General features: G+C 44.8%; 16 protein-coding genes. 8 read left to right on the top strand and 8 right to left on the bottom strand.

Going from position 1 to position 18,749, the window contains the following annotated elements; all coding sequences use genetic code 11:
* Both GXO74_10665 and GXO74_10660 read right to left on the bottom strand, forming a co-directional pair.
* Positions 1–2,009, bottom strand: a 2,009-nt coding sequence (locus GXO74_10665) for an alpha-glucosidase (GenBank protein NOZ62133.1), incomplete at its 3' end; no start/stop codon positions are given.
* 50 nt (positions 2,010–2,059) lie between these two features.
* Positions 2,060–2,971 (bottom strand): diacylglycerol kinase family lipid kinase, encoded by a 912-nt coding sequence (locus tag GXO74_10660; protein NOZ62132.1) that lies wholly within the window; start codon positions 2,969–2,971, stop codon positions 2,060–2,062.
* A 275-nt stretch (positions 2,972–3,246) separates the two neighbouring features.
* Between GXO74_10660 and GXO74_10655 the strand changes: the two genes are divergently transcribed.
* The gene (locus GXO74_10655) at positions 3,247–3,735 is read left to right on the top strand and encodes a hypothetical protein (GenBank protein ID NOZ62131.1); all 489 of its coding nucleotides are present in this window, start codon (positions 3,247–3,249) and stop codon (positions 3,733–3,735) included.
* A gap of 240 nt (positions 3,736–3,975) precedes the next feature.
* On the opposite strand, the gene GXO74_10650 is transcribed toward GXO74_10655, so the two are convergent.
* Together GXO74_10650 and GXO74_10645 are read right to left on the bottom strand one after the other, a co-directional pair.
* The gene (locus GXO74_10650; protein ID NOZ62130.1) at positions 3,976–4,770 is read right to left on the bottom strand and encodes a murein peptide amidase A; all 795 of its coding nucleotides are present in this window, start codon (positions 4,768–4,770) and stop codon (positions 3,976–3,978) included.
* Between the two features lie 27 nt (positions 4,771–4,797).
* Positions 4,798–6,003, bottom strand: coding sequence for a hypothetical protein (locus GXO74_10645; protein NOZ62129.1), 1,206 nt, complete (start codon positions 6,001–6,003; stop codon positions 4,798–4,800).
* A gap of 367 nt (positions 6,004–6,370) precedes the next feature.
* On the opposite strand from GXO74_10645, the gene GXO74_10640 reads away from it, so the two are divergent.
* From GXO74_10640 to GXO74_10620, 5 genes are all read left to right on the top strand, one after another.
* The gene (locus tag GXO74_10640) at positions 6,371–8,185 is read left to right on the top strand and encodes a carbamoyltransferase (GenBank protein ID NOZ62128.1); all 1,815 of its coding nucleotides are present in this window, start codon (positions 6,371–6,373) and stop codon (positions 8,183–8,185) included.
* Between the two features lie 50 nt (positions 8,186–8,235).
* On the top strand, positions 8,236–8,640 hold the full coding sequence (locus GXO74_10635) for a hypothetical protein (protein ID NOZ62127.1): 405 nt from the start codon (positions 8,236–8,238) through the stop codon (positions 8,638–8,640).
* Between the two features lie 86 nt (positions 8,641–8,726).
* Positions 8,727–9,824, top strand: coding sequence for an efflux RND transporter periplasmic adaptor subunit (locus GXO74_10630; GenBank protein NOZ62126.1), 1,098 nt, complete (start codon positions 8,727–8,729; stop codon positions 9,822–9,824).
* Positions 9,825–10,052: 228 nt separating this feature from the next.
* Positions 10,053–11,285 (top strand): FtsX-like permease family protein, encoded by a 1,233-nt coding sequence (locus tag GXO74_10625; GenBank protein NOZ62125.1) that lies wholly within the window; start codon positions 10,053–10,055, stop codon positions 11,283–11,285.
* A 79-nt stretch (positions 11,286–11,364) separates the two neighbouring features.
* Positions 11,365–12,606, top strand: coding sequence for an FtsX-like permease family protein (locus GXO74_10620; GenBank protein NOZ62124.1), 1,242 nt, complete (start codon positions 11,365–11,367; stop codon positions 12,604–12,606).
* Positions 12,607–12,764: 158 nt separating this feature from the next.
* On the opposite strand, the gene GXO74_10615 is transcribed toward GXO74_10620, so the two are convergent.
* Positions 12,765–13,595 carry a hypothetical protein gene (locus tag GXO74_10615; GenBank protein ID NOZ62123.1) on the bottom strand — a complete coding sequence of 277 codons (831 nt, stop codon included), beginning with the start codon at positions 13,593–13,595 and terminating at the stop codon, positions 12,765–12,767.
* Between the two features lie 212 nt (positions 13,596–13,807).
* Here GXO74_10615 and GXO74_10610 point away from each other — a divergent pair, with 212 nt between their 5' ends.
* Both GXO74_10610 and GXO74_10605 read left to right on the top strand, forming a co-directional pair.
* Positions 13,808–14,209 (top strand): osmotically inducible protein OsmC, encoded by a 402-nt coding sequence (locus tag GXO74_10610; GenBank protein ID NOZ62122.1) that lies wholly within the window; start codon positions 13,808–13,810, stop codon positions 14,207–14,209.
* Positions 14,210–14,240: 31 nt separating this feature from the next.
* Positions 14,241–14,981, top strand: a complete 741-nt coding sequence (locus GXO74_10605) for an HAD family hydrolase (protein ID NOZ62121.1) — start codon at positions 14,241–14,243, stop codon at positions 14,979–14,981.
* Here the strand turns inward: GXO74_10605 and GXO74_10600 are convergent.
* The 3 genes from GXO74_10600 to GXO74_10590 form a co-directional block, all read right to left on the bottom strand.
* Positions 14,978–16,090 (bottom strand): GNAT family N-acetyltransferase, encoded by a 1,113-nt coding sequence (locus GXO74_10600; protein NOZ62120.1) that lies wholly within the window; start codon positions 16,088–16,090, stop codon positions 14,978–14,980. The two genes, GXO74_10605 and GXO74_10600, sit on opposite strands and share 4 nt — an antisense overlap.
* Positions 16,091–16,209: 119 nt before the next feature.
* On the bottom strand, positions 16,210–17,199 hold the full coding sequence (locus GXO74_10595; protein NOZ62119.1) for an NAD-dependent epimerase/dehydratase family protein: 990 nt from the start codon (positions 17,197–17,199) through the stop codon (positions 16,210–16,212).
* Positions 17,200–17,291: 92 nt separating this feature from the next.
* The gene (locus GXO74_10590; protein NOZ62118.1) at positions 17,292–18,707 is read right to left on the bottom strand and encodes an HD domain-containing protein; all 1,416 of its coding nucleotides are present in this window, start codon (positions 18,705–18,707) and stop codon (positions 17,292–17,294) included.
* Positions 18,708–18,749: the final 42 nt, after the last annotated feature.

The raw sequence follows: 18,749 nt of genomic DNA, 5'->3' as shown, positions 1-18,749 counted from the left end.
CCCAGCGTATTTCCGGCATCTTCGTAAACCTGGGTTTCACCTTTTTCACCCGGAAAAATTGTAAGAATGAGCGGATCCACTGGCTTTTCGTTAGAATAGCGCATTTTTGGCTGCATGGGAATAATGGCGCCCGCTTTGGCGTAAACCGGAATTTCATCCAGCGCAAACGAACGCTCGATAACTTTCCCACCTTGCAAAATATTTCCCGTGAACCATTCAATCCACTCGCCCGGAGGCAGCCAGATTTTTTTGGTGATAAGCATACTCATCGAATCGAGCGGTTCGGTGATCGGCGCTACCAAAAGGTCATCCCCAAACATGTATTGATCTTTGAATTGATACGCTTCTTCAGCTTCGGGATAATCGTAATACATGGGTCTGCATAACGAAACTCCTGTATCGTAAGCCTTTCTCGCCTGAGTGTAAATATAGGGGATCATCGCATAGCGCAGCAAAAAAGCATCGCGCATCACATTGAAATAATCCACCGGATACGCCCAGATGCGGCGTTCTGCTTTGGGATTGCGCGTTGTGTGGGTGCGCAGCACAGGACTGAACACGCCAAACTGAATCCAGCGCGTGTAAAGTTCCGGCTCCACTTCACCAGGCATGTGACCGCCAATATCGTGACTCCAGTAACCGTAAAGCACATTGGACGCCGTCGCCGTGAAATAGGGCTGGAACGCCAAAGATTGCCACACAGAAATCGCATCTCCGGAAAATCCGATCTGATAACGATGATTTCCCAATCCGCCCCAGCGATGAAAAATGAGCGGTCTTTTCCCCTGCCGCTCCATGTCCGTAAAATGGACGTAATTCAACCAGAATGTCGGATTTACGCCGGGAATTTTTGTCTTGTGCTCTTGCTGCCAATCCAGCCACCAGAAATCCACGCCCATTTTTTCCAGCGGATGATGCAAAATTTCCATATAATTCTTGGCAAATTTCTTATCGACAATATCAAAAGGAACATATTTTTTCGTGGCAGGATCGATGCCCATGGCGCGAGCCATCTCCGGATATTTCTCTTCCCATGGCTGCACCCCGGATGCCGGATGTAAATTTAACGGCGTTTTTAATCCCTTTTTGTCACACCAATCGAGGAATTCTTTTGGATCCGGGAATAAAATTTTATTCCAGGTATAGCCGGACCAGCCTTTCCTCTGCCCAGCCTGATCGCGCTCCTTTCTCCACCAGCGCAAATTGAAAGTCTCGTGCCAGTCCATGTCAATCACCAGCACATCCAACGGCACATCGTGAATTTCAAATTCGTGCACTAACTGGCGAAATTCTTCATCTGTGTAAGCCCAGTAGCGCGACCACCAGACGCCGAAAACAAAACGCGGCGGCAAAGGAATCTTTCCAGCCACCCGGGTAAAATCGTGTAACGCCTGTTTGTAATTATGACCATAGCCGAAAAAATACCAGTCTTGATAGTCGTGCTGCGGCGCCGGCTGCGCCCATTGCCAGTCACTATTGTCCAGCAGGGGCCTTTTTGTATCGTCAACCAGAGTCCAGCCGTCCCGCGAAATTAATCCCGGCTCCAGATCTGTGGCGCCCTTGACACCATCCAGCGTGCGAATAGTGCCTTTCAAATTGTTGCTATCTTTCATTCCCGGATGCCATTGCACAGATTTTCCGTTGAGGGAAAATTCGATTTGCAAATTTTTCGCATTAAATTTCCCGCTGCCAATTTTGTAGCGCAACTTCAAATGACTGGTCTGAATTTTAAGCCAGCCATTTTTGCGCGTTACAGTAAATTTCGGCACGGGCAGCCGCCGATTGAGAAATACAAGCGTGGCTTGATCGATGAATTTTCCGTTCTCAGACCATTCCATGCGGATCATTTGCGGCGTCAACACAGTGAACCGAACATTTTCGTCGGTCACCATTGACTTTTTGTCAGCAACAGGATTATGAACATTTTCAGCGAAACTTTTTTTCTGCGCCATAGCAAACATCCCCGACAAGAGAAGAAAAATGAAGAAAAAATTCCATTTGCCATTCATGTTAGCCTCAAAAAATAAATGACACAAGATCAGACAAAACGCCTATGGAGCTATCTGTCAAAAACTTCCACAGCCTGATGCAGACATTCTACTTCCACAGGCGTTTGGCCGTAAATTTCTCCGTCCGGAGTTAAAATTTTCGGGACATCGGTTTCGATGCGGATTTTTTTCGCCTGAAACTCTTCCACTTCCGGCAACAGAATATGTTCTCCGGTGAAAATTTTCGGAAATGCGGACAGCAGCTTGCGCCGCGTCACTTTGGAAAGCATCACCACATCGAGAAAGCCATCGTCAATTTTTGCTTTCGGCGCCATGAGGAAATTGGAGGTGTAGCGTGTGTTGGAAATTTCCACGAAAATATTTTCCCGTTCCAGCTTTTTGCCGTCAATTTCAATGGTTAAATGATGTGTTTTCAGGAAAGTAGTCTGGTAAAGGACACCGACAGTGTAGGAAAGGTTGCCGATGACTTTTTTCATGCCGTGGGCTGTTTTGGTCACGTCGGACACAAATCCCAGGCCGAGAATGTTCAGATAATAGAAATCACCATTGTCTGTTTTGTAATGCCCGACGTCCACCTTGCGCGGTTTGTTCGCAGCAATAATATCAATGGCTTCGCTCCACTGTTCGTTTGTGAGATCCAGATCGCGCGCAAAAGCGTTTCCCGTTCCCACCGGAATTACGCCGAGGGGAATGCGTTTTTTGCTTTTGTTTTGAAAATAGCCGTTAATGACTTCGAACAAAGTGCCGTCGCCGCCGGCAGCGAGAAGGGCATCGTACTGGTCAAAATCCGCCTCGCTGACCAATTCCACACCGTGTTTTCTGTGCTCGGTGAGTTTCACGTCGATGTCGATGTTCTTGGTTTCAAATTTGAGAAGAATGTCGGAGAGGATTTTTTTTGCCCTTCCTCCATTGGCTTGAGGATTGTAAATGAGAAGCATCGAACGGTCGTTTTTTTTTGCCATAAATTATCTCGCTTTCTGCTTTGTTTCAATTTTGAAAATAATTTAAACTAAAAGATATATTATTTCTTTGAAAAAGTCAAATGATAATTTCAATTTCTTAAAATTTTGGATGAATCCGGTGTATGAGGAATAAACACTAATTTTCAAAAACAATAAATAATGACTGAAACAATTTTAGGATTTCGGTTTTTTCCTTGACTTTGAAATTCATTTTTAATATAATTATGGAGAGATTTATTTGAACTGTACCCCACTTTGTTGCAAAGGGAAATAATATGACGACGAGATCATTGATGCAGCATTTTGTTATTTTCGCCATCGCGCTAACTACTTTTTTTCTTGGTTGCCAGAAAGAGAATCGAGGGGCAAAAGAAGGCGATCTTGGCTTACCGCCGGCGGAGCTCATACGCAGCAATTTTTCAGCGGCTGATTTTGTCCTGTCTCTCAAGCCAGATAGCCTCAAAATTGTCAAAACAATTTATGCCGACGATGGCGCGCCCGGTTATGTGATAGTTGCAGTGGCAGGAAAGGTGAAAGATTGTTACAAAGGTAATCTGCCCGTCGGCGAACTGGTTCGGTATCGGTTTATGGCTGAATTTGAGAAAAATTTGCTGGAAAACTGGCGGCAAAAGGAGCGGCTGCTGGTGTTTTTGAAACGGGACGAGAAAAGCGGAGGGCTGCGAGCGATTGAATTTGGGCAATTAGAAGAGACACCGGGATTGTTGGACATCCTCGCAGAGGTTCAAAACCTTCGCAAGGATTAGAGGCAATTGAATTAGCAGAAGGTGATTGCCATGGAAAATGTTTCGGTGAAATGTCTGGTCATCGCCTGGGTTTTGGGGATGCTGGTTTCCCGCATTCCGCATTTCTTCAATGAGTCCGACTTTAATGCAACGCATTCACGAATTAGTGGCGAATAATTGTTAAGAAACTAAATGTGTGATTCAGTATTAAGCGTGAGTCTGGCTAAAATTTTTAGCAAAAATTAATGGACACAGCAAAAATCACTGCGAATAAATTATCGTCATCAACAGCGCCTCACGATTTTCTTCCCAGATTTTTTGAAATGATTCTCTCGGCAGCTCCAGCGTAATGGTGGGAATATTCCTCTCCGCGCCAGCATAACTACCCAAAGATCCAGGCGTCGCATAGCCTACATCCTGCGTCGCCGGATAGCCGTTCAACAGCGCCATCCGCACAGCTAACTCGTAAGCCGGACCGTCATAATTCACCATCCGCAGCGGCGTGTGAATGCTAACAATTCTGTCCGGCTGGTACTTTTCGATTAATGCCATGACTACCTTTGTCTCCGGTTCGGACGCCGGCTTTTTCCCGGGATAATAGCTTCGCTTGTCAAATCGCATCGTCCAATTGGCGGTGGGAAAATTTCTGTTCAAATCCACGCCGTGGGCATTCGTGCGAAAACCGCGTACCAAACCATCCGGATTGACACAGGGCACAATTACGGTTCGGCAGTCCGGCTTTCCCTGATATTCAAAATAAAGATAGCTTGCAAATCGCAGCGTCAATTGTACGCTCAAAGGCTCGCTGCCATGAAAGCCGCCCATAATCAGCGTCGTGTTTTTTCCCGATCCCATTTCCAGTAGTCGAATATTTCGCCCTTCCACAGATCTGGCAAAAATTTCCCATGGAAGAGAACTACTTTCAATTTGCCAGTAAAGCGCTTGACCCGGCTGGTGAAATTGCGCGTAAGACGCACACTCGAATTGCGTCAAAATAACAAGAAAAATAAAAGCAAACAGCCACTGAATTCGTTTCCGAAAAATTCGCATTTTCATCAGGTACATTCTCCGCGCGCAATTCTGTTAAGAAAGTTGAAAAAACAATTTCGGTCTTTTTAATATCACAAAAATCAACAAGACATATATCAGCCGACTGAACCAGGGGAAAATAAGATTGTCAAGCGCCATCGTTAAAAATGAACGGATATCGGTTGTTGCCAACCAGCGCTGAAAAAGTACGTACCCCCATTCGGAAAAAAGCCAGAGGATGAGAATGATGCCCACATACGTCCCGACAGTCAAAAATGTGCCTAATTTGCCTTTATTGACCATGGTCCACCAGGACGAAACTGCCGGATCTGCCCTGTCTGATTTTTTGAGTCCCATTTCTTTAGCGATAAATAAAAAATGCCGCGTCAGAGAGACTCCCAGTCCGATGATGTAAATGGTCAACACAATCAGCGCCGGCGGGAATAGCTGCACCACATCTTCCACATCAAAAAGTCCTCTTGCCCAGCCGGGTAAAATTTCCTGCATTTTCTGATTCAGATCAGCAAGCCATTTTTCCTTTTCAGATATTCCCGTCGCCATTTCTTTCATTTGTTGGGAAGTTTCTTGCTGTTTCGTTTTTAGAGCGACCTGTTTTTCCACCAGAGTTTGCCTGAAATGTTGCATCTGCTGATTCAAATATCTGTCCAATTCCTGAACCGTCTCTCCTTTTCCTTCAAGAGTAATGTACCAATTGTCCCGCAAATGATTTTCTTCCCATTGCTGCACAGTTTTTTCAATTGTGGAGAGTTGTACTTGCAGTTCTTCTGTTTCAAATTGATTTTTCGGGGCTTCAGAAAGCGCTGATTTTAATGGCTGCAAAATCTCATTTTTTACGATTTTTGCAATGCGACGAATTGTTTGGTTCGCTGTATCCGAATAAGCCGGATAATTTGCCTCCAAATCCGGATTTTCCCGCATCAAGCGAAAACGACGGATCAGTTTATTTTTTTCGATCTCCCAAGGCTTACGAGCAATTACTTCCTGCACCTGATTAAATTTTTCATTTAACTTCTGCAGTTGAGTTGTCGTTTGTTGCAGCATCTCCTGGTTACTGCGCATTTGTTGTAATTCCGCCTCCACCTCATCGGTGCGTCCGGTTAATTTTGTCAACGGCGTCAAAACATCGATCAGCAGCAAAATTCCCACAATCAGCGAAAAAAAGATCGTGCGTTTGATCTGCTTATTTTGATCTTCCCACAGTTTCAGATGTCTCTGAAAACGAAAATTATCGACCGGCATGGTTTCCTCCCTTTTTCAATTCAAAATATAGAGAATTTTTTACAATATAAATGAGAAACTCTTGAATGTCAAGCTAAAATTGGAAATTCTTTTGCGCTATAATTTTCAAAAATTCAAAGTTCAAACTATCGACAAACATTTTCCGCAAGCGGCTTTCCAGCGATTTAATAGACGCTATCGTTTTCCGATTACGAAAAAATTAAGATTCTTCTAACGCAGCAAGCTGCAATTAAAAATTAGTGTCTTCGAGACTTCGTGGCTAAAATTTTACTCCAAAAGTCCCGCTTAAAATAAAAATCACTTGCATCTTTCCTAAAAATTTATTAATTGTGTTACTCTGAAAAAATCAGATTTTAGGACAAAATGAATGAATATTTTAGGCATTTCAGCATATTATCATGACAGCGCCGCCTGCCTTGTCCGAGATGGGAAAATCATCGCCGCGGCGCAGGAAGAACGATTTACCAGAAAAAAACATGATTTCAATTTTCCTTTTCAGGCCGTCGACTATTGTCTTCGCGAAGGGAAAATTTCCGCCAGCGAATTGGATTACGTGGCTTTTTACGATAAGCCCTTCATCAAATTCGAACGTCTGCTGGAAACTTATCTCGTCTACGCTCCCGGGGGAATAAAATCTTTCGTGAAAGCCATTCCGGTCTGGGTGAAACAAAAACTCTGGATTCGGGAGTTGATCAAAAATGACCTCGGATATCAAGGAAAAATTATTTTCCCGACGCACCATGAATCGCACGCCGCGTCGGCATTTTTCCCGTCGCCATTTTCCGAAGCCGCGTTTTTGACCATCGACGGCGTGGGAGAATGGAATACCACAACTTTCGGCGTAGGAAAAGATAATAAACTGCAAATTTTATCAGAAATCAATTTCCCTCATTCTTTAGGATTGCTCTATTCCGCATTCACTTATTTCACGGGTTTCCGCGTCAATTCCGGCGAGTACAAACTCATGGGCCTGGCGCCCTACGGCGAGCCAAAATATGTACAGCAAATTTTAGATGAATTAATTGATCTCAAAGAAGATGGCTCGTTTCGATTGAACATGAAATATTTCAATTACGCCGTCGGATTAACTATGACCAACAGACGATTTGACAAATTATTTGGCGCCAAACCGCGAAAGCCGGAGACTCAACTCAGGCCACGGGACATGGATCTGGCGCGCAGTATTCAGGCTGTGACGGAAGAAATAATGCTGCGGATGGCGCGCCATGTTCATCGTGAGACCGGACAAAAATATTTGTGTCTTGCCGGAGGCGTGGCGCTCAATTGCGTTGCGAACGGAAAAATTTTACGAGAAGGACCGTTTGAAGATATCTGGATTCAACCGGCAGCCGGCGATGCGGGCGGCGCGCTCGGCGCTGCTTTGTTTGCGTGGCACCAGATTTTTGAAAATAGAAAAATTACCCCTGAGAATTCAGATCTCATGCAAAACGGTTATTTAGGCCCTTCTTTTTCCGATGCAGAAATTGAAAATTTTTTAACTAAAAAAAAAGCAGCCTTTCAAAAATTAGAAGATGAAAAAATTCCCGAAACAGCAGCCGAACTCATTGCCTCAGAAAATGTCGTGGGTTGGTTTCAAGGAAGAATGGAATTTGGCCCTCGTGCATTGGGTTCACGGAGCATTTTGGGTGACGCACGCTCGCCGAAAATGCAGCGCATCATGAATTTGAAAATTAAATTCAGAGAATCGTTTCGGCCTTTTGCGCCCAGCGTACTGGCGGAACACGTTTCCGAATATTTTGAAATCGACAGGGAAAGCCCGTACATGCTGCTTGTCGCGCCAGTCAGAAAAGAAAAAAGAAGAAAGCTCACCGAAGAGCAGCGCAAACTGAGCGGGCTGGAAAAATTACACATCGAGCGTTCCGAGATCCCGGCGGTGACTCATGTGGATTACACGGCACGCATTCAGACAGTGAGCAAAAAAAACGGGCTTTATTATGATTTGCTGAAGGCATTTTATCGAAAAACCGGCTGCCCGGTCATCATTAACACTTCCTTTAACGTGCGCGGCGAACCGATTGTTTGCACTCCCGAAGACGCCTATGCCTGCTTTATGCGCACGGAAATGGATTATTTGGTCATGGGTAGTTTCCTGTTGGAAAAAAAGAAACAACCAGAAGTCGAAAAAAAATCAGACTGGCGGGAACAGTTCGAATTAGATTAGTCACCCACCAACCAGCAATTTTGAAAATCCCTGGTTGGTCCGGAGAAAAAATGGAAAGCAAACAAATCACAACAAAACAGTTACGAACTTTTGGCATCGCTTTGGCAATATTTTTGTCCATCATCGCCGTGATCCGTTTCGTCCATCAAGGTCAGCAAACCGCCTTGATTCTCTGGACCAGTGCCGGCGTAGTATTTTTGCTCACTCTCCTCTCCCCTGCTCTGATCAAACCGGTTTACCGCGGCGCCATGTTTATCGCCGGAATTTTGGGCTGGATAAATACGCGGATTTTGTTGGCCATTTTTTTCTACTTAATTCTCACTCCCATTTCTCTCGTGCTCAAAATTTTCCACAAAGACCCGCTCAAGCGAAAATTAGGACCCGAGGCAGAAACCTACTGGGAGCCGCATTCAGAGAAAGCTGCGGATAAGAACCGCTATTTTCATCAATTTTAATTTTGCTTTTCTTGCAACAATCTCTCTTTTGCCTCGTAAACACTCCCAAAATGAGCATTCAGATTTTTTTTGACTTCGGAGGTGTCATGAAACTGAAAAAGGGACGCATCTGGCTAATTGTTTTCGCAGCCATCGTTATTGTCTTGTTGGCAATAATTTTTCTTTCCGGTTCGGGTAACGGAAAAAACCACGGGCAGGCAACAGTGAAAGTGGAACGCCGCACAATTGTTGACAAAGCGCTGGCCGTCGGCACGATTGATCCGAAAAATGAAATTCAGGTGAAATCGAAAATTTCCGGTGTGGTGAAAAAATTATTTGTCGATGCCGGCGATCTTGTCCGTATGAGAGACCCGCTGATTGAAATCAGGCCTGATCCCACGCCGCTGGAGCTTGCCGAAGCCACGCGTAATGTGGAGATGGAATCAATTGCTTTGGAAAATTCCAAAAAAGATTACGCGAGAATTGTTCAACTGAAAGAAAAGGGATTCACCTCGGAGAAAGAATTTGAAGCCGCGCAAGAATCGTACGAACAAGCAAAGCTTCGGCTGAAAATGGCAAAAGAAAAATTGGCGCTGCTGGAGAAAGGAAAAATCACCATCGCCGGGACCAACATCGAGACGATCGTAAGATCTCCGGCCAGCGGCTACATTCTGGAACGCATGACAGATGTCGGCGATCCGATTGTTCCGCTGACTTCTTATCAGGCGGGTACAGTTCTTTTCACGCTTGCTGACATGAGCAAACTTCTTTTCAAGGGCACAGTTGACGAAATTGATGTAGGAAAATTGAAAGAAGGTATGGAAGCAGAAATTCAGGTCGGGGCGCTTCCAGGAAAACCGTTCAAAGGCATCCTGAAAAAAATTTCCCTCAAAGCGCAGAAACAGGAAAATACCACAGTTTTTCCCGTGGAAATTGGAATCCAGTTCCAGACCGGACAGGTACTCCGAGCCGGTTACAGCGCAAATGCGAATATCATCATCCAGAAAAAAGACAGCGTTTTGACCATTCCCGAACGAGTGGTCACTTTTCGCCATGATTCGGCGTTTGTCAATCTTCCTGCTGGCGAAGGCAAAAAGGAAGTCAATATTAAAACTGGTTTGAGCGATGCTATTTACATCGAAGTCGTTTCCGGTCTGAAAGAGGGGCAGGAAGTTCTGGAAAAAGAAGTAAAGGAAATCAAATAATTTTTTCTCAGTGCTTTTTTTCATTAATTAGTCAGATTAATGGGAGCAATTCCCAAAAGTTGAAGTACATATTGAACCATCACCACAATTTACTGTGATGTTAACAAAAGAAAAAATAAATAGTTAACTGCTTCGGAAGTTTTGATTTAGATTTATTACCTATTCAATTACCAACTTTTCGGAATTGCACCATTAGTAGAAATTACTTTGGAATAGCGAGAAAAATCAATGAACATTTTCACTCTATTTGGCGAATTTATTCGTGATTTACGCGCTCAAAAGCTACGGACATTTCTGACAGTTTTCGGCATCATCTGGGGCACAGTCGCCATTATCGTGCTGCTCGCTTTTGGCAATGGTTTTCAGAAACAAACCATGAAAACGATGAACGGCATCGGCGAGGCGATCGTACTCGTTTTTCCCGGGCAAACATCGAAGCCGTACATGGGCATGGGCACCGAGCGCTGGATTCGACTACGCGAAGAAGACGCCTATTTGATCGAGCGGGAAATTCCCTACATCAAGTCAGCAAGTCCGGAATATTCCACTTGGGAAGCGCCGCTGCGTGTGGAAAATCGCGTCCGTTCGCCCAACGTGACTGGCGTGGTTCCGGTCTATTCTGAAATGAGAAATATCATTCCTCAGGCAGGCAGCCGTTTCATCGACGAAATCGACCAAAAATTGCGGCGCAGAGTGGTATTTTTAGGGAATGATCTGGCTGCTTATCTTTTTCAAGGAAAAAACCCGGTTGGGGAATACGTGTTCGTCGGAAGGACGCCCTTTCGTGTCATTGGCGTGATGAAAGAAAAAGAGCAGGACTCCTCTTACAATTCCCGGGACAAAGATCGCGCGTTCATTCCGGCTTCCACATTTAAAGCATTATTCGGGCACAGATATGTGAACGATATCGTTTTTTCCACTGTTCATCCGACAGTTTCGCCTTTGGCAATTGATGAAGTTTACAAAATTTTAGGGAAAAAATATCGCTTTGATCCCACGGACAAAGAGGCGCTCAGCGTCTGGGACACCAATGAATTTCAAAAGATGGTCTGGTACATTTTTCTGGGATTGAATATTTTCATGGCTATCATCGGTGCGTTCACATTGACTGTTGGCGGCATCGGCGTGGCAAACATCATGTATGTCGTCGTTCAGGAAAGAACGCGGGAGATCGGGATCAAGCGTTCCATTGGCGCGAAAAAAAGGCACATTTTGGGACAGTTTTTTTTAGAAACATTTTTCATCATTTTCATCGGCGCGCTTATCGGCGCTCTGATTTCGTTGGGAATTATTTTTATCATTTCCGTTCTACCGCTGGAACAATTTGTAGGCAAGCCTTCTGTTTCATGGTGGGTTGCGCTGACGGCGGTTTCTATTTTGGGATTTATCGGATTCATCGCCGGCCTTTTTCCGGCTAAAAAAGCGGCAAACCTGAATGTGATTGAGTGTCTGCGATTTTGATTTTTAATTTGACAGGACTAACCGGATAAAAACGGATATAAAATAAAAAAAATTAAAACATCCGAGGAAAGAAATGCCAATCTGGATGCTTTTGGACGATTTTTTCCATGATTTAAAATCAAACAAAACACGTGTTTTTCTGACCACATTTGCCATCATCTGGGGGACAATAGCCATTGTTTTGCTGATGGCATTTGGCAGAGGTTTTAAGACACGAATGGTCACCAGCATGCTCAACGCCGGGAATATGATTATCCGAGTTTACGGCGGCCAAACGAGCATTAAATTTCAGGGACTTCCCGAAGGCAGGAGAATTCGTTTCACCCGCGAAGACGCAGACGTACTCAAACAAAGCATTCCTCAAATCCAGCAAGTCAGTCCGAGCTACGGCCGCTGGGGTGTGCGCTTGAAATATGACGGCAAAAAAGCTTCGACTTACTGCGAGGGTGTGATGCCCAATTTTGAATATTTGCGAACCATGTACCCCAAAGCCGGCGGCAGATTTCTCGATGAACTCGATGAAAAAGAAAAACGCCGCTCAATTTTTCTGGGCTCTGAAATTGCTCAGGAACTATTTGGGAATGAAGATCCAATAGGAAAAACAATCACCATGGACAACGTTCCGTTCACAGTTGTGGGTGTGATGCAGAAAAAATTGCAATTGAGCATGAGCAACGGTCCCGATGACCGACGTGCAATTATTCCTTTTTCTACCTTTGAATCGATTTATGGGCATCGCTATTTACGCATGATCACAGTTCGCGCTCACGATGTTTCTCAAAATGGATTCGTACGTTCGGAGATCGCACGTGTGCTCGGCAAAAAACTCCGCTTCGACCCGAAAGACGAGAACGCCATTCAAATATGGGATTTTGTGCAAAACGTGAGAGAAATGGACAAAGTCTTTACCGGCATCGAAATATTTCTTGGCATGGTCGGCGCTCTCACGCTGCTCGTCGCCGGCGTCGGCGTTGCCAACATCATGTACGTCGTCGTCAAAGAACGAACACGAGAAATCGGCATCAAACTTGCCATCGGCGCCAAAAATCGTCACATCGTCAGCCAATTCGTTTTCGAAGCGCTGCTGATCGCTGTCATTGGCGGGACATTGGGGATTTTGATTTCCACGGGAATCGTCGAATTGATCCGCATGATCCCTGTGCAAAATCAGGGATTGGCATATCTTGGCAAACCGGAAATTTCCCATGCGGTCCTTTTGACGACAACAATCATTTTAGGTTCCATCGGAATCATTGCCGGTGTTTTCCCGGCGCGAAAAGCCGCGAGGATGAGTCCTGTGGAGAGTTTGAGGTATGAATAGCTTTTTTAGCACACGGATCAACGCTGATCTGGCGGATTGGCACGGATTAATTCAAAAAATATTCTTGGGTCAACTATTTATTTTTCCAAAATAGTTTTCAAGTTGAAAAATTGCTCTATCTCAAGGATGGGGCTACACTTTTAAATTCTTTTAAGCAATCATTTTCTAACCGATTTCACATTCCGATTCAATTTCAAATTCAAATCCCTCAACAACGTACTATCTTTCTGCGCCGCCCGCAAATGTTTTTTGCCGAGCAGAGTCGAATCTTTGCTCACAAGATAGGCGTTGGCATCAACGAATTTTCTCATCAATTCCCGGTCTACGTTACTCCTATATTCGTAAACGCGATTCCTGCGATTCGTAGGACTCATCTCTATCAGCACGCCGAACATGTTGAATTCATTTCTCGGCGAAACAATTCTCCGGCTGACCAGCCCCTTGGCTGTTATTCTGTCCAGCAATTTATTCAAATCTTCAAAAGTAATATTCATTGTCGTATCCAGACTGGAGTAGATAGTCGTATCCATCACATTCTCCTTTGCCCAGAGAATTTCCAGCACATCTGTTTCTTCGCGTGTGGGAAGCGTGTATTTGTTCAGAGGCAAAGATTGAAAAAATGGTTTTTCCTTAACCTCCAGCGGCGTGACAGGAATATTTGGCTTCAAAACCGGCTGGCGATACGGCGTCTGATATTTGTAACTGTCGGGTCTGTTCAACGCATCGAAATTGTGCGTTTCTTCCGGATGAGTTGCGCGATATTGACTTCTGACGTCAAAATTTAAACGAGCTTCTTTTTCGCTGATGGTGGGAATTTTCGGCATTGTAGGCTGCTGAAATTTCGGCTTTGGCTTTAGAACCAGAGAGCGTACTGCTTTGGTCTGGCGCAAAGTGTCGCGGGCTGCTTTTGTCGTGTCAGCTTTTTCCTGCCCGAAAATACTGGAAAAAATCAAAAGGAAAGCAACTCCGATAATACTAAAAATTCTCATGAGTTCCCCGTTGATAAATTTCGCCTTATCCGCGACCAGAGTCGAATCTTTTCCATTTGCAAAGAATCAAAAAAGACGTGTTCTGGTTTCTCCATTAGACTTATTTTGTGGTAGTTTTGTTTCATTAATTTTTTCGTTAAAATTTAACTCTCAGGGAAACCAAAAATGACCGAGGACGTTTCACAAAGAACAATAATTTTGGGAAAAATTTTATGGATTTAATTGTTACTTTCCCGGGCGGAAAAAGAGTGGACGCCCATTACAAAGATTTCACCATTAAAACAGACCAGCCGCTATTTGGCGGTGGCGAAAATTCAGCGCCGGCGCCTTTTGACCTGTTTCTGGCGTCGCTGGCAACGTGCGCCGGAATTTACGTGTTGAGTTTTTGCCAGCAGCGAGATATTCCCACGGACGACATCACAATTGCCCAAAGAATTTTGCCGTCGAAAACGGGCAGAGGCGTGGGCACGATTGCCATGGAAATTCAACTGCCGCCTGATTTTCCCGAACAATACAAAGAAGCAGTCATTCGCGCCGCGGATCTGTGCGCCGTAAAAAAATTGATGGAATCGCCGCCGAAATTTGACATTTACACCAGGACAATTCAGAAATGAACAAAGATATCCCCCAAAGGAGCCGAGCCCGATGATTGAAGCTGTATTATTTGATTTGGATGGTACTCTCATTTTATTCAATGAAACTGAATTTTTTAAAGCCTATTCCGGGAAGTTGTATCTTTCATTTCGAGATATTTTACCTTCGGATGATTTTGTGAAAAGACTGATGTACGCCACGCAAAAAATGACCGACAATGACGGCAGGCAAAATAACGCGGCAGTTTTTGTTGAATATTTTAAAGATGGTCTGAATATTTCAGTAGAAAGTCTGTGGCAACGGTTTGAAAATTTTTACACTAACGAATTCCATCAATTTCAGCCGCTCATGAAGCCAGCGGACGGCGCGCGGGAGGTAGTCGAATTCATGAAAGAGAAAAATTTAAAGTTAGTCATTGCCACCAATCCCATGTTTCCGCTCAACGTGCAATTGATGCGATTGGACTGGGCCGGTCTTTCCGACATCGAATTTGATTTGATTACTCACGTGGAAAATTTTAGCTTTTGCAAGCCGAAATTGGAATATTACCAGTCAATCAGCGACAAGATCGGCGTTCCTGCGGAAAATTGCCTCATGGTCGGCAATGATCCGTTCAACGACATGATTGCCTCGAAAATTGGCATGGAAACTTATCTCACGACCGACAGCGCACACATTTCCATCGAACTCAGTCGGGAATTGGCAAAAAACGACAAATTGGAATTGCCCACTCCCGATTACAAAGGTCTGCTGAAAGACGTCCCAGAACTCGATATTTTTCCAGAAACTTAAACAATATTTTTCTGATAAATACGATACCTTTTCACCAGATCAAACCGGAGTTGACGCAGTGCATTATTCATCAAAAAATTGTCTTCCAGCACCCAGTTTGCTTCGACGTAAACTTTCCGCGGGTTCAACACTTCGTGCAACCGACGAAACATGAGCACAGAAATTCCTTTTTTCTGATAAGGTTTCAAAATTCCCAATGCCCAGATGCGATAGCGATTCAATTTTTTTATTCCGCGCAGCAATTTAAAAATGCCCAGCGGAAAAAGTCTGCCGTTCATGCCTTTCAAAATATCGTTCACGTCGGGCAGCGTGATGATGTAGCCGATGGGCTTGCCGTCCACTTCAGCGATGAGTACAACTTCCGGATGCACGATCATTTTCAAATCAGCAGCGATCTGCTCGGCTTCTTCCTCCTCGATGGGATAGTAGCCCCAGTTATCTTTCAGCGATTCATTGGTTAGCCAGACGATGGTGTGCGCATCCTCGTTGATCTTTTTCATGTTGATAGGTCTTACCGTCACGCCGTACCTTTTCGCGATAGCATCAGTGAATTTCAAAAATCGCTCGGGAATTTGATAGCCTTTGCCAGTATCGCAGGAATAAACCAGCAGGTCTTTGATTTTGCTCATGCCCAAATTTTGCACCTGATCGTTGTAATACGCCGGATTGAAAGAGGACATGATAATCGGCGGCACGTCGAATCCGTCGAGAATGAAACCGATGTCTTGCGACACGAGACTCCAGGGACCGCGCATTTTTTCCATGCCTTTTTGACGCAGCCAGTCTTCCGCAGTGTTGAGCAACAAATTTGCCGCCTCGTTGTTGTCCACACATTCGTAATGGCCAAAGAAACCAACTTTTTCCTTCCAATAGTCCACGGCAATTTTATCAACATAAACCGCAATCCTGCCAATAATTTCATTATTTTGCCTCAGCAGAAAAAACGCGTAATCGCTGTGCTGCAACATGCGATTCTTTTTGGGATTAAAAACATTCTTTTGATCCAGCCGCAGCGGAGGAATCCAGTTCGGTGTGTTTTTGTAAAAAGAATAAGGAAAAGAGATAAATTCATTAAGCTGTTTCTTGTTTGCTACCTGTTGAATTTCCATTTTCTGCTTTCCTTGATTTTTGTTTCGAGTTCCGTGTCGATCGTAACTTTTTGATTCTTACAAATTAGCAAATTTCTCCCAGAATAATGAGCAAAAAAATCCGGGAGAATGCTCAGCAGCTACCCATGTTCTATTTTTTCCAACCAAACTTTTGTCTTCTCCAGTGCCGCATTCAAACCAATTTTGGGCGAAAAACCGAGCAAACGATTGGCCTTATTCGTTGAAAAATGATAATCTCTCCCAAAATTGAAAACTCGATAGCGCGTGACCGGCGGCGGATGTGAGATGCGAAAGAGTCGAAATAAAAGTTCAAAAAAATCTGCCAGTGCCAATGCGAAACCGAAAGGTACGGAGAATCGCGGCTTGGGCACATTAAATTTTTGACAAATGGCTGCGATGAATTGTTCCCAGTTGATTTCCAGCCCGTCGGAAATAATTATTTTTTCGCCAACAGATTTTGGGGACGTCGCTGCCAGCCACAACGCTTCGCAAAGATTCTCCACAAAGAGCGGCGATGTCCAGGCTTTTCCGTGATCAATCAGGGGAATGAACCCTGGCCGAAGCGCTCGAATAAATGGAATGAAAAAAGTACGATCGGCAGGACCGAAAACATTGGCCGGCTGGACTATTGTAACAGGCAGATTCGCTTCGTGGAAAAAACTGAGCAGCCAATTTTCCGCGATAATTTTTGTGCGCGCATAGGGGAAATTCCATTTGGGCACTGGAAACTTTTCATCAGCAAATCTGAAACCGGAGAATCCGTAAACCGCGGCGCTGCTGAGGAACACAAAACGTTGGGCATTAACTCGTTTAGCCGTTCGGGCGACTTGCTGCGTGGTTCGGACATTGGAATCGAAAAATTGCTGAAAACTTCCCCAATCAGACGCGAGGCCCGCAACGTGAAAAACAATGTCGCTGCCAGCCATTGCCTCTTCGAGAAATTCCGAATGAAATAAATTCCCTGAATAAACATCAGCAGCGACTTCGCGCAACAGTGACAAATCGCTGGTCGGGCGCACTGTTCCGGAAACAGTGTGTCCTTTTTTCAGCAGAGAAAAAGCAAGACGACTTCCGATGAAGCCGTTGATTCCGGTAATGAAAATTTTCATGATTTTCAAATGAAATGGGTAACCACGAAGGTACGAAGTTTTTCTTTTTACTTTTTTGTTCGTCCGTTCGTGCCTTGGTAGTAAATAAATTTTTACTCTACCGATTCATTAATCACATCGTCCTTGATTTTCAACAAAAACTCTAATGCCGCATCGTGCTCATTGGGAATCTCGCCTTCGAGGATTGCTTCTTCGATCATCTTTTTCAATTTTCCCACTTTTGGCCCGGGCTTGAGGCCGCAAACTTCCATGATTTCTTCCCCCCTGACCGGCGATTGAAATGCGCGCATTTTGTCTTTTTCTTCCACTTCAGCGATGCGCCGCACCACGTGATCGAAATTCTGCAGATGTTTTTTGACGCGCTGCGGATTCTGCGATGTAATGTCCGCGCGGCACAATGTAATCAAATCATCCAAATCATCGCCAGTCTGCACAATCAGCCGCCGAATCGCCGAGTCGGTCACTGTTTCCTCAGATAAGCTGATAGGGCGTAAATGGAGACGTGTGAGTTTCTGCGCATATTTCATTAATTGATTTGGCAATTTCAAACGACGACAGATTCTCCCCAACATTCTCGCGCCGATCTCGTCATGGCCGTGAAAAGTCCAGCCGATGCCGTCGATGAATTGCTTAGTCACTGGTTTGCCTACGTCGTGAAACAGCGCCGTGAAACGAAGTTCCAATTTCTTGCTCACCGCAGCCACGTTATCCACAACCATCAGCGTGTGCTTGAAAACATCTTTGTGATGGTAGCCAGCGCGCTGCTCCACGCCTTTCATAACAGAAATTTCCGGCAAAATGAGCTCGAGCACACCGGTCTCGTCCATCAACTGAAAAGCCAGCGAAGGTTTGTCATGCTCGAGCATTTTCATGAGTTCGTCGGTTACCCGCTCCTGAGAAATAATCTTCAGCCGCGAAGCCGTCTTTTTCAATGCGGAAAAAGTTTTTTCTTCAATCTCAAAATCGAACCGGGCGGCAAACCGAATCGCACGCAAAATTCGCAGCGGATCGTCTTTGAAAGTTACTTCCGGTTCCAGCGGCGTGCGAATGATTTTTTTCTGCAAATCTTCTTTCCCACCGAGAGGATCGTACAGTTCACCGAAATTTTTCTCGTTCAAGCCCATGGCAATGGCGTTAATGGTAAAATCCCGGCGGAGCAAATCATCGTCCAACGAAGACTCAGTAACGATCGGTTTGCGGGAATCGGGCAGATATTCTTCTTTGCGCGTGCCGACAAATTCCAATTTGAAATTACCCACATGCACCATCGCCGTGCCGAAGCGCTCAAAAACGACAACTGTTTTCGTCCCCAGCCGTTTCGCCACCTGACGCGCAAATTTGGGGCCGTCGCCCACTACCGCAAAGTCAATGTCTGTAACTGTCCTGTTCAGCAATTTATCGCGCACAAATCCGCCGACAGCCCAGACGGAAATGCCGGTTTCATCCGTCAGTGCGCCAATTTCTTTCAATACAAGTTCTGTGGTAAGTTTCTGTCTTTTTTTATTTATTTTTTGTTTCCTTATGTGTTTTTCAAATTACAATGTTCCTGG

It is taken from the genome of Calditrichota bacterium (genome assembly GCA_013152715.1).
In the GTDB taxonomy this organism is placed as follows: domain Bacteria; phylum Zhuqueibacterota; class Zhuqueibacteria; order Thermofontimicrobiales; family Thermofontimicrobiaceae; genus 4484-87.
This window is presented reverse-complemented; position numbering and strand designations above follow the sequence as displayed.

Bases quoted from the DNA above. Each gene is read 5' to 3' on its own strand.
- GXO74_10655 (NOZ62131.1), top strand. From the start codon at position 3,247: ATGACGACGAGATCATTGATGCAGCATTTTGTTATTTTCGCCATCGCG.
- GXO74_10625 (NOZ62125.1), top strand. From the start codon at position 10,053: ATGAACATTTTCACTCTATTTGGCGAATTTATTCGTGATTTACGCGCT.
- GXO74_10605 (NOZ62121.1), top strand. From the start codon at position 14,241: ATGATTGAAGCTGTATTATTTGATTTGGATGGTACTCTCATTTTATTC.
- GXO74_10600 (NOZ62120.1), bottom strand. From the start codon at position 16,090: ATGGAAATTCAACAGGTAGCAAACAAGAAACAGCTTAATGAATTTATC.
- GXO74_10635 (NOZ62127.1), top strand. From the start codon at position 8,236: ATGGAAAGCAAACAAATCACAACAAAACAGTTACGAACTTTTGGCATC.
- GXO74_10610 (NOZ62122.1), top strand. From the start codon at position 13,808: ATGGATTTAATTGTTACTTTCCCGGGCGGAAAAAGAGTGGACGCCCAT.
- GXO74_10650 (NOZ62130.1), bottom strand. From the start codon at position 4,770: ATGAAAATGCGAATTTTTCGGAAACGAATTCAGTGGCTGTTTGCTTTT.
- GXO74_10615 (NOZ62123.1), bottom strand. From the start codon at position 13,595: ATGAGAATTTTTAGTATTATCGGAGTTGCTTTCCTTTTGATTTTTTCC.
- GXO74_10595 (NOZ62119.1), bottom strand. From the start codon at position 17,199: ATGAAAATTTTCATTACCGGAATCAACGGCTTCATCGGAAGTCGTCTT.
- GXO74_10660 (NOZ62132.1), bottom strand. From the start codon at position 2,971: ATGGCAAAAAAAAACGACCGTTCGATGCTTCTCATTTACAATCCTCAA.
- GXO74_10630 (NOZ62126.1), top strand. From the start codon at position 8,727: ATGAAACTGAAAAAGGGACGCATCTGGCTAATTGTTTTCGCAGCCATC.
- GXO74_10645 (NOZ62129.1), bottom strand. From the start codon at position 6,003: ATGCCGGTCGATAATTTTCGTTTTCAGAGACATCTGAAACTGTGGGAA.
- GXO74_10640 (NOZ62128.1), top strand. From the start codon at position 6,371: ATGAATATTTTAGGCATTTCAGCATATTATCATGACAGCGCCGCCTGC.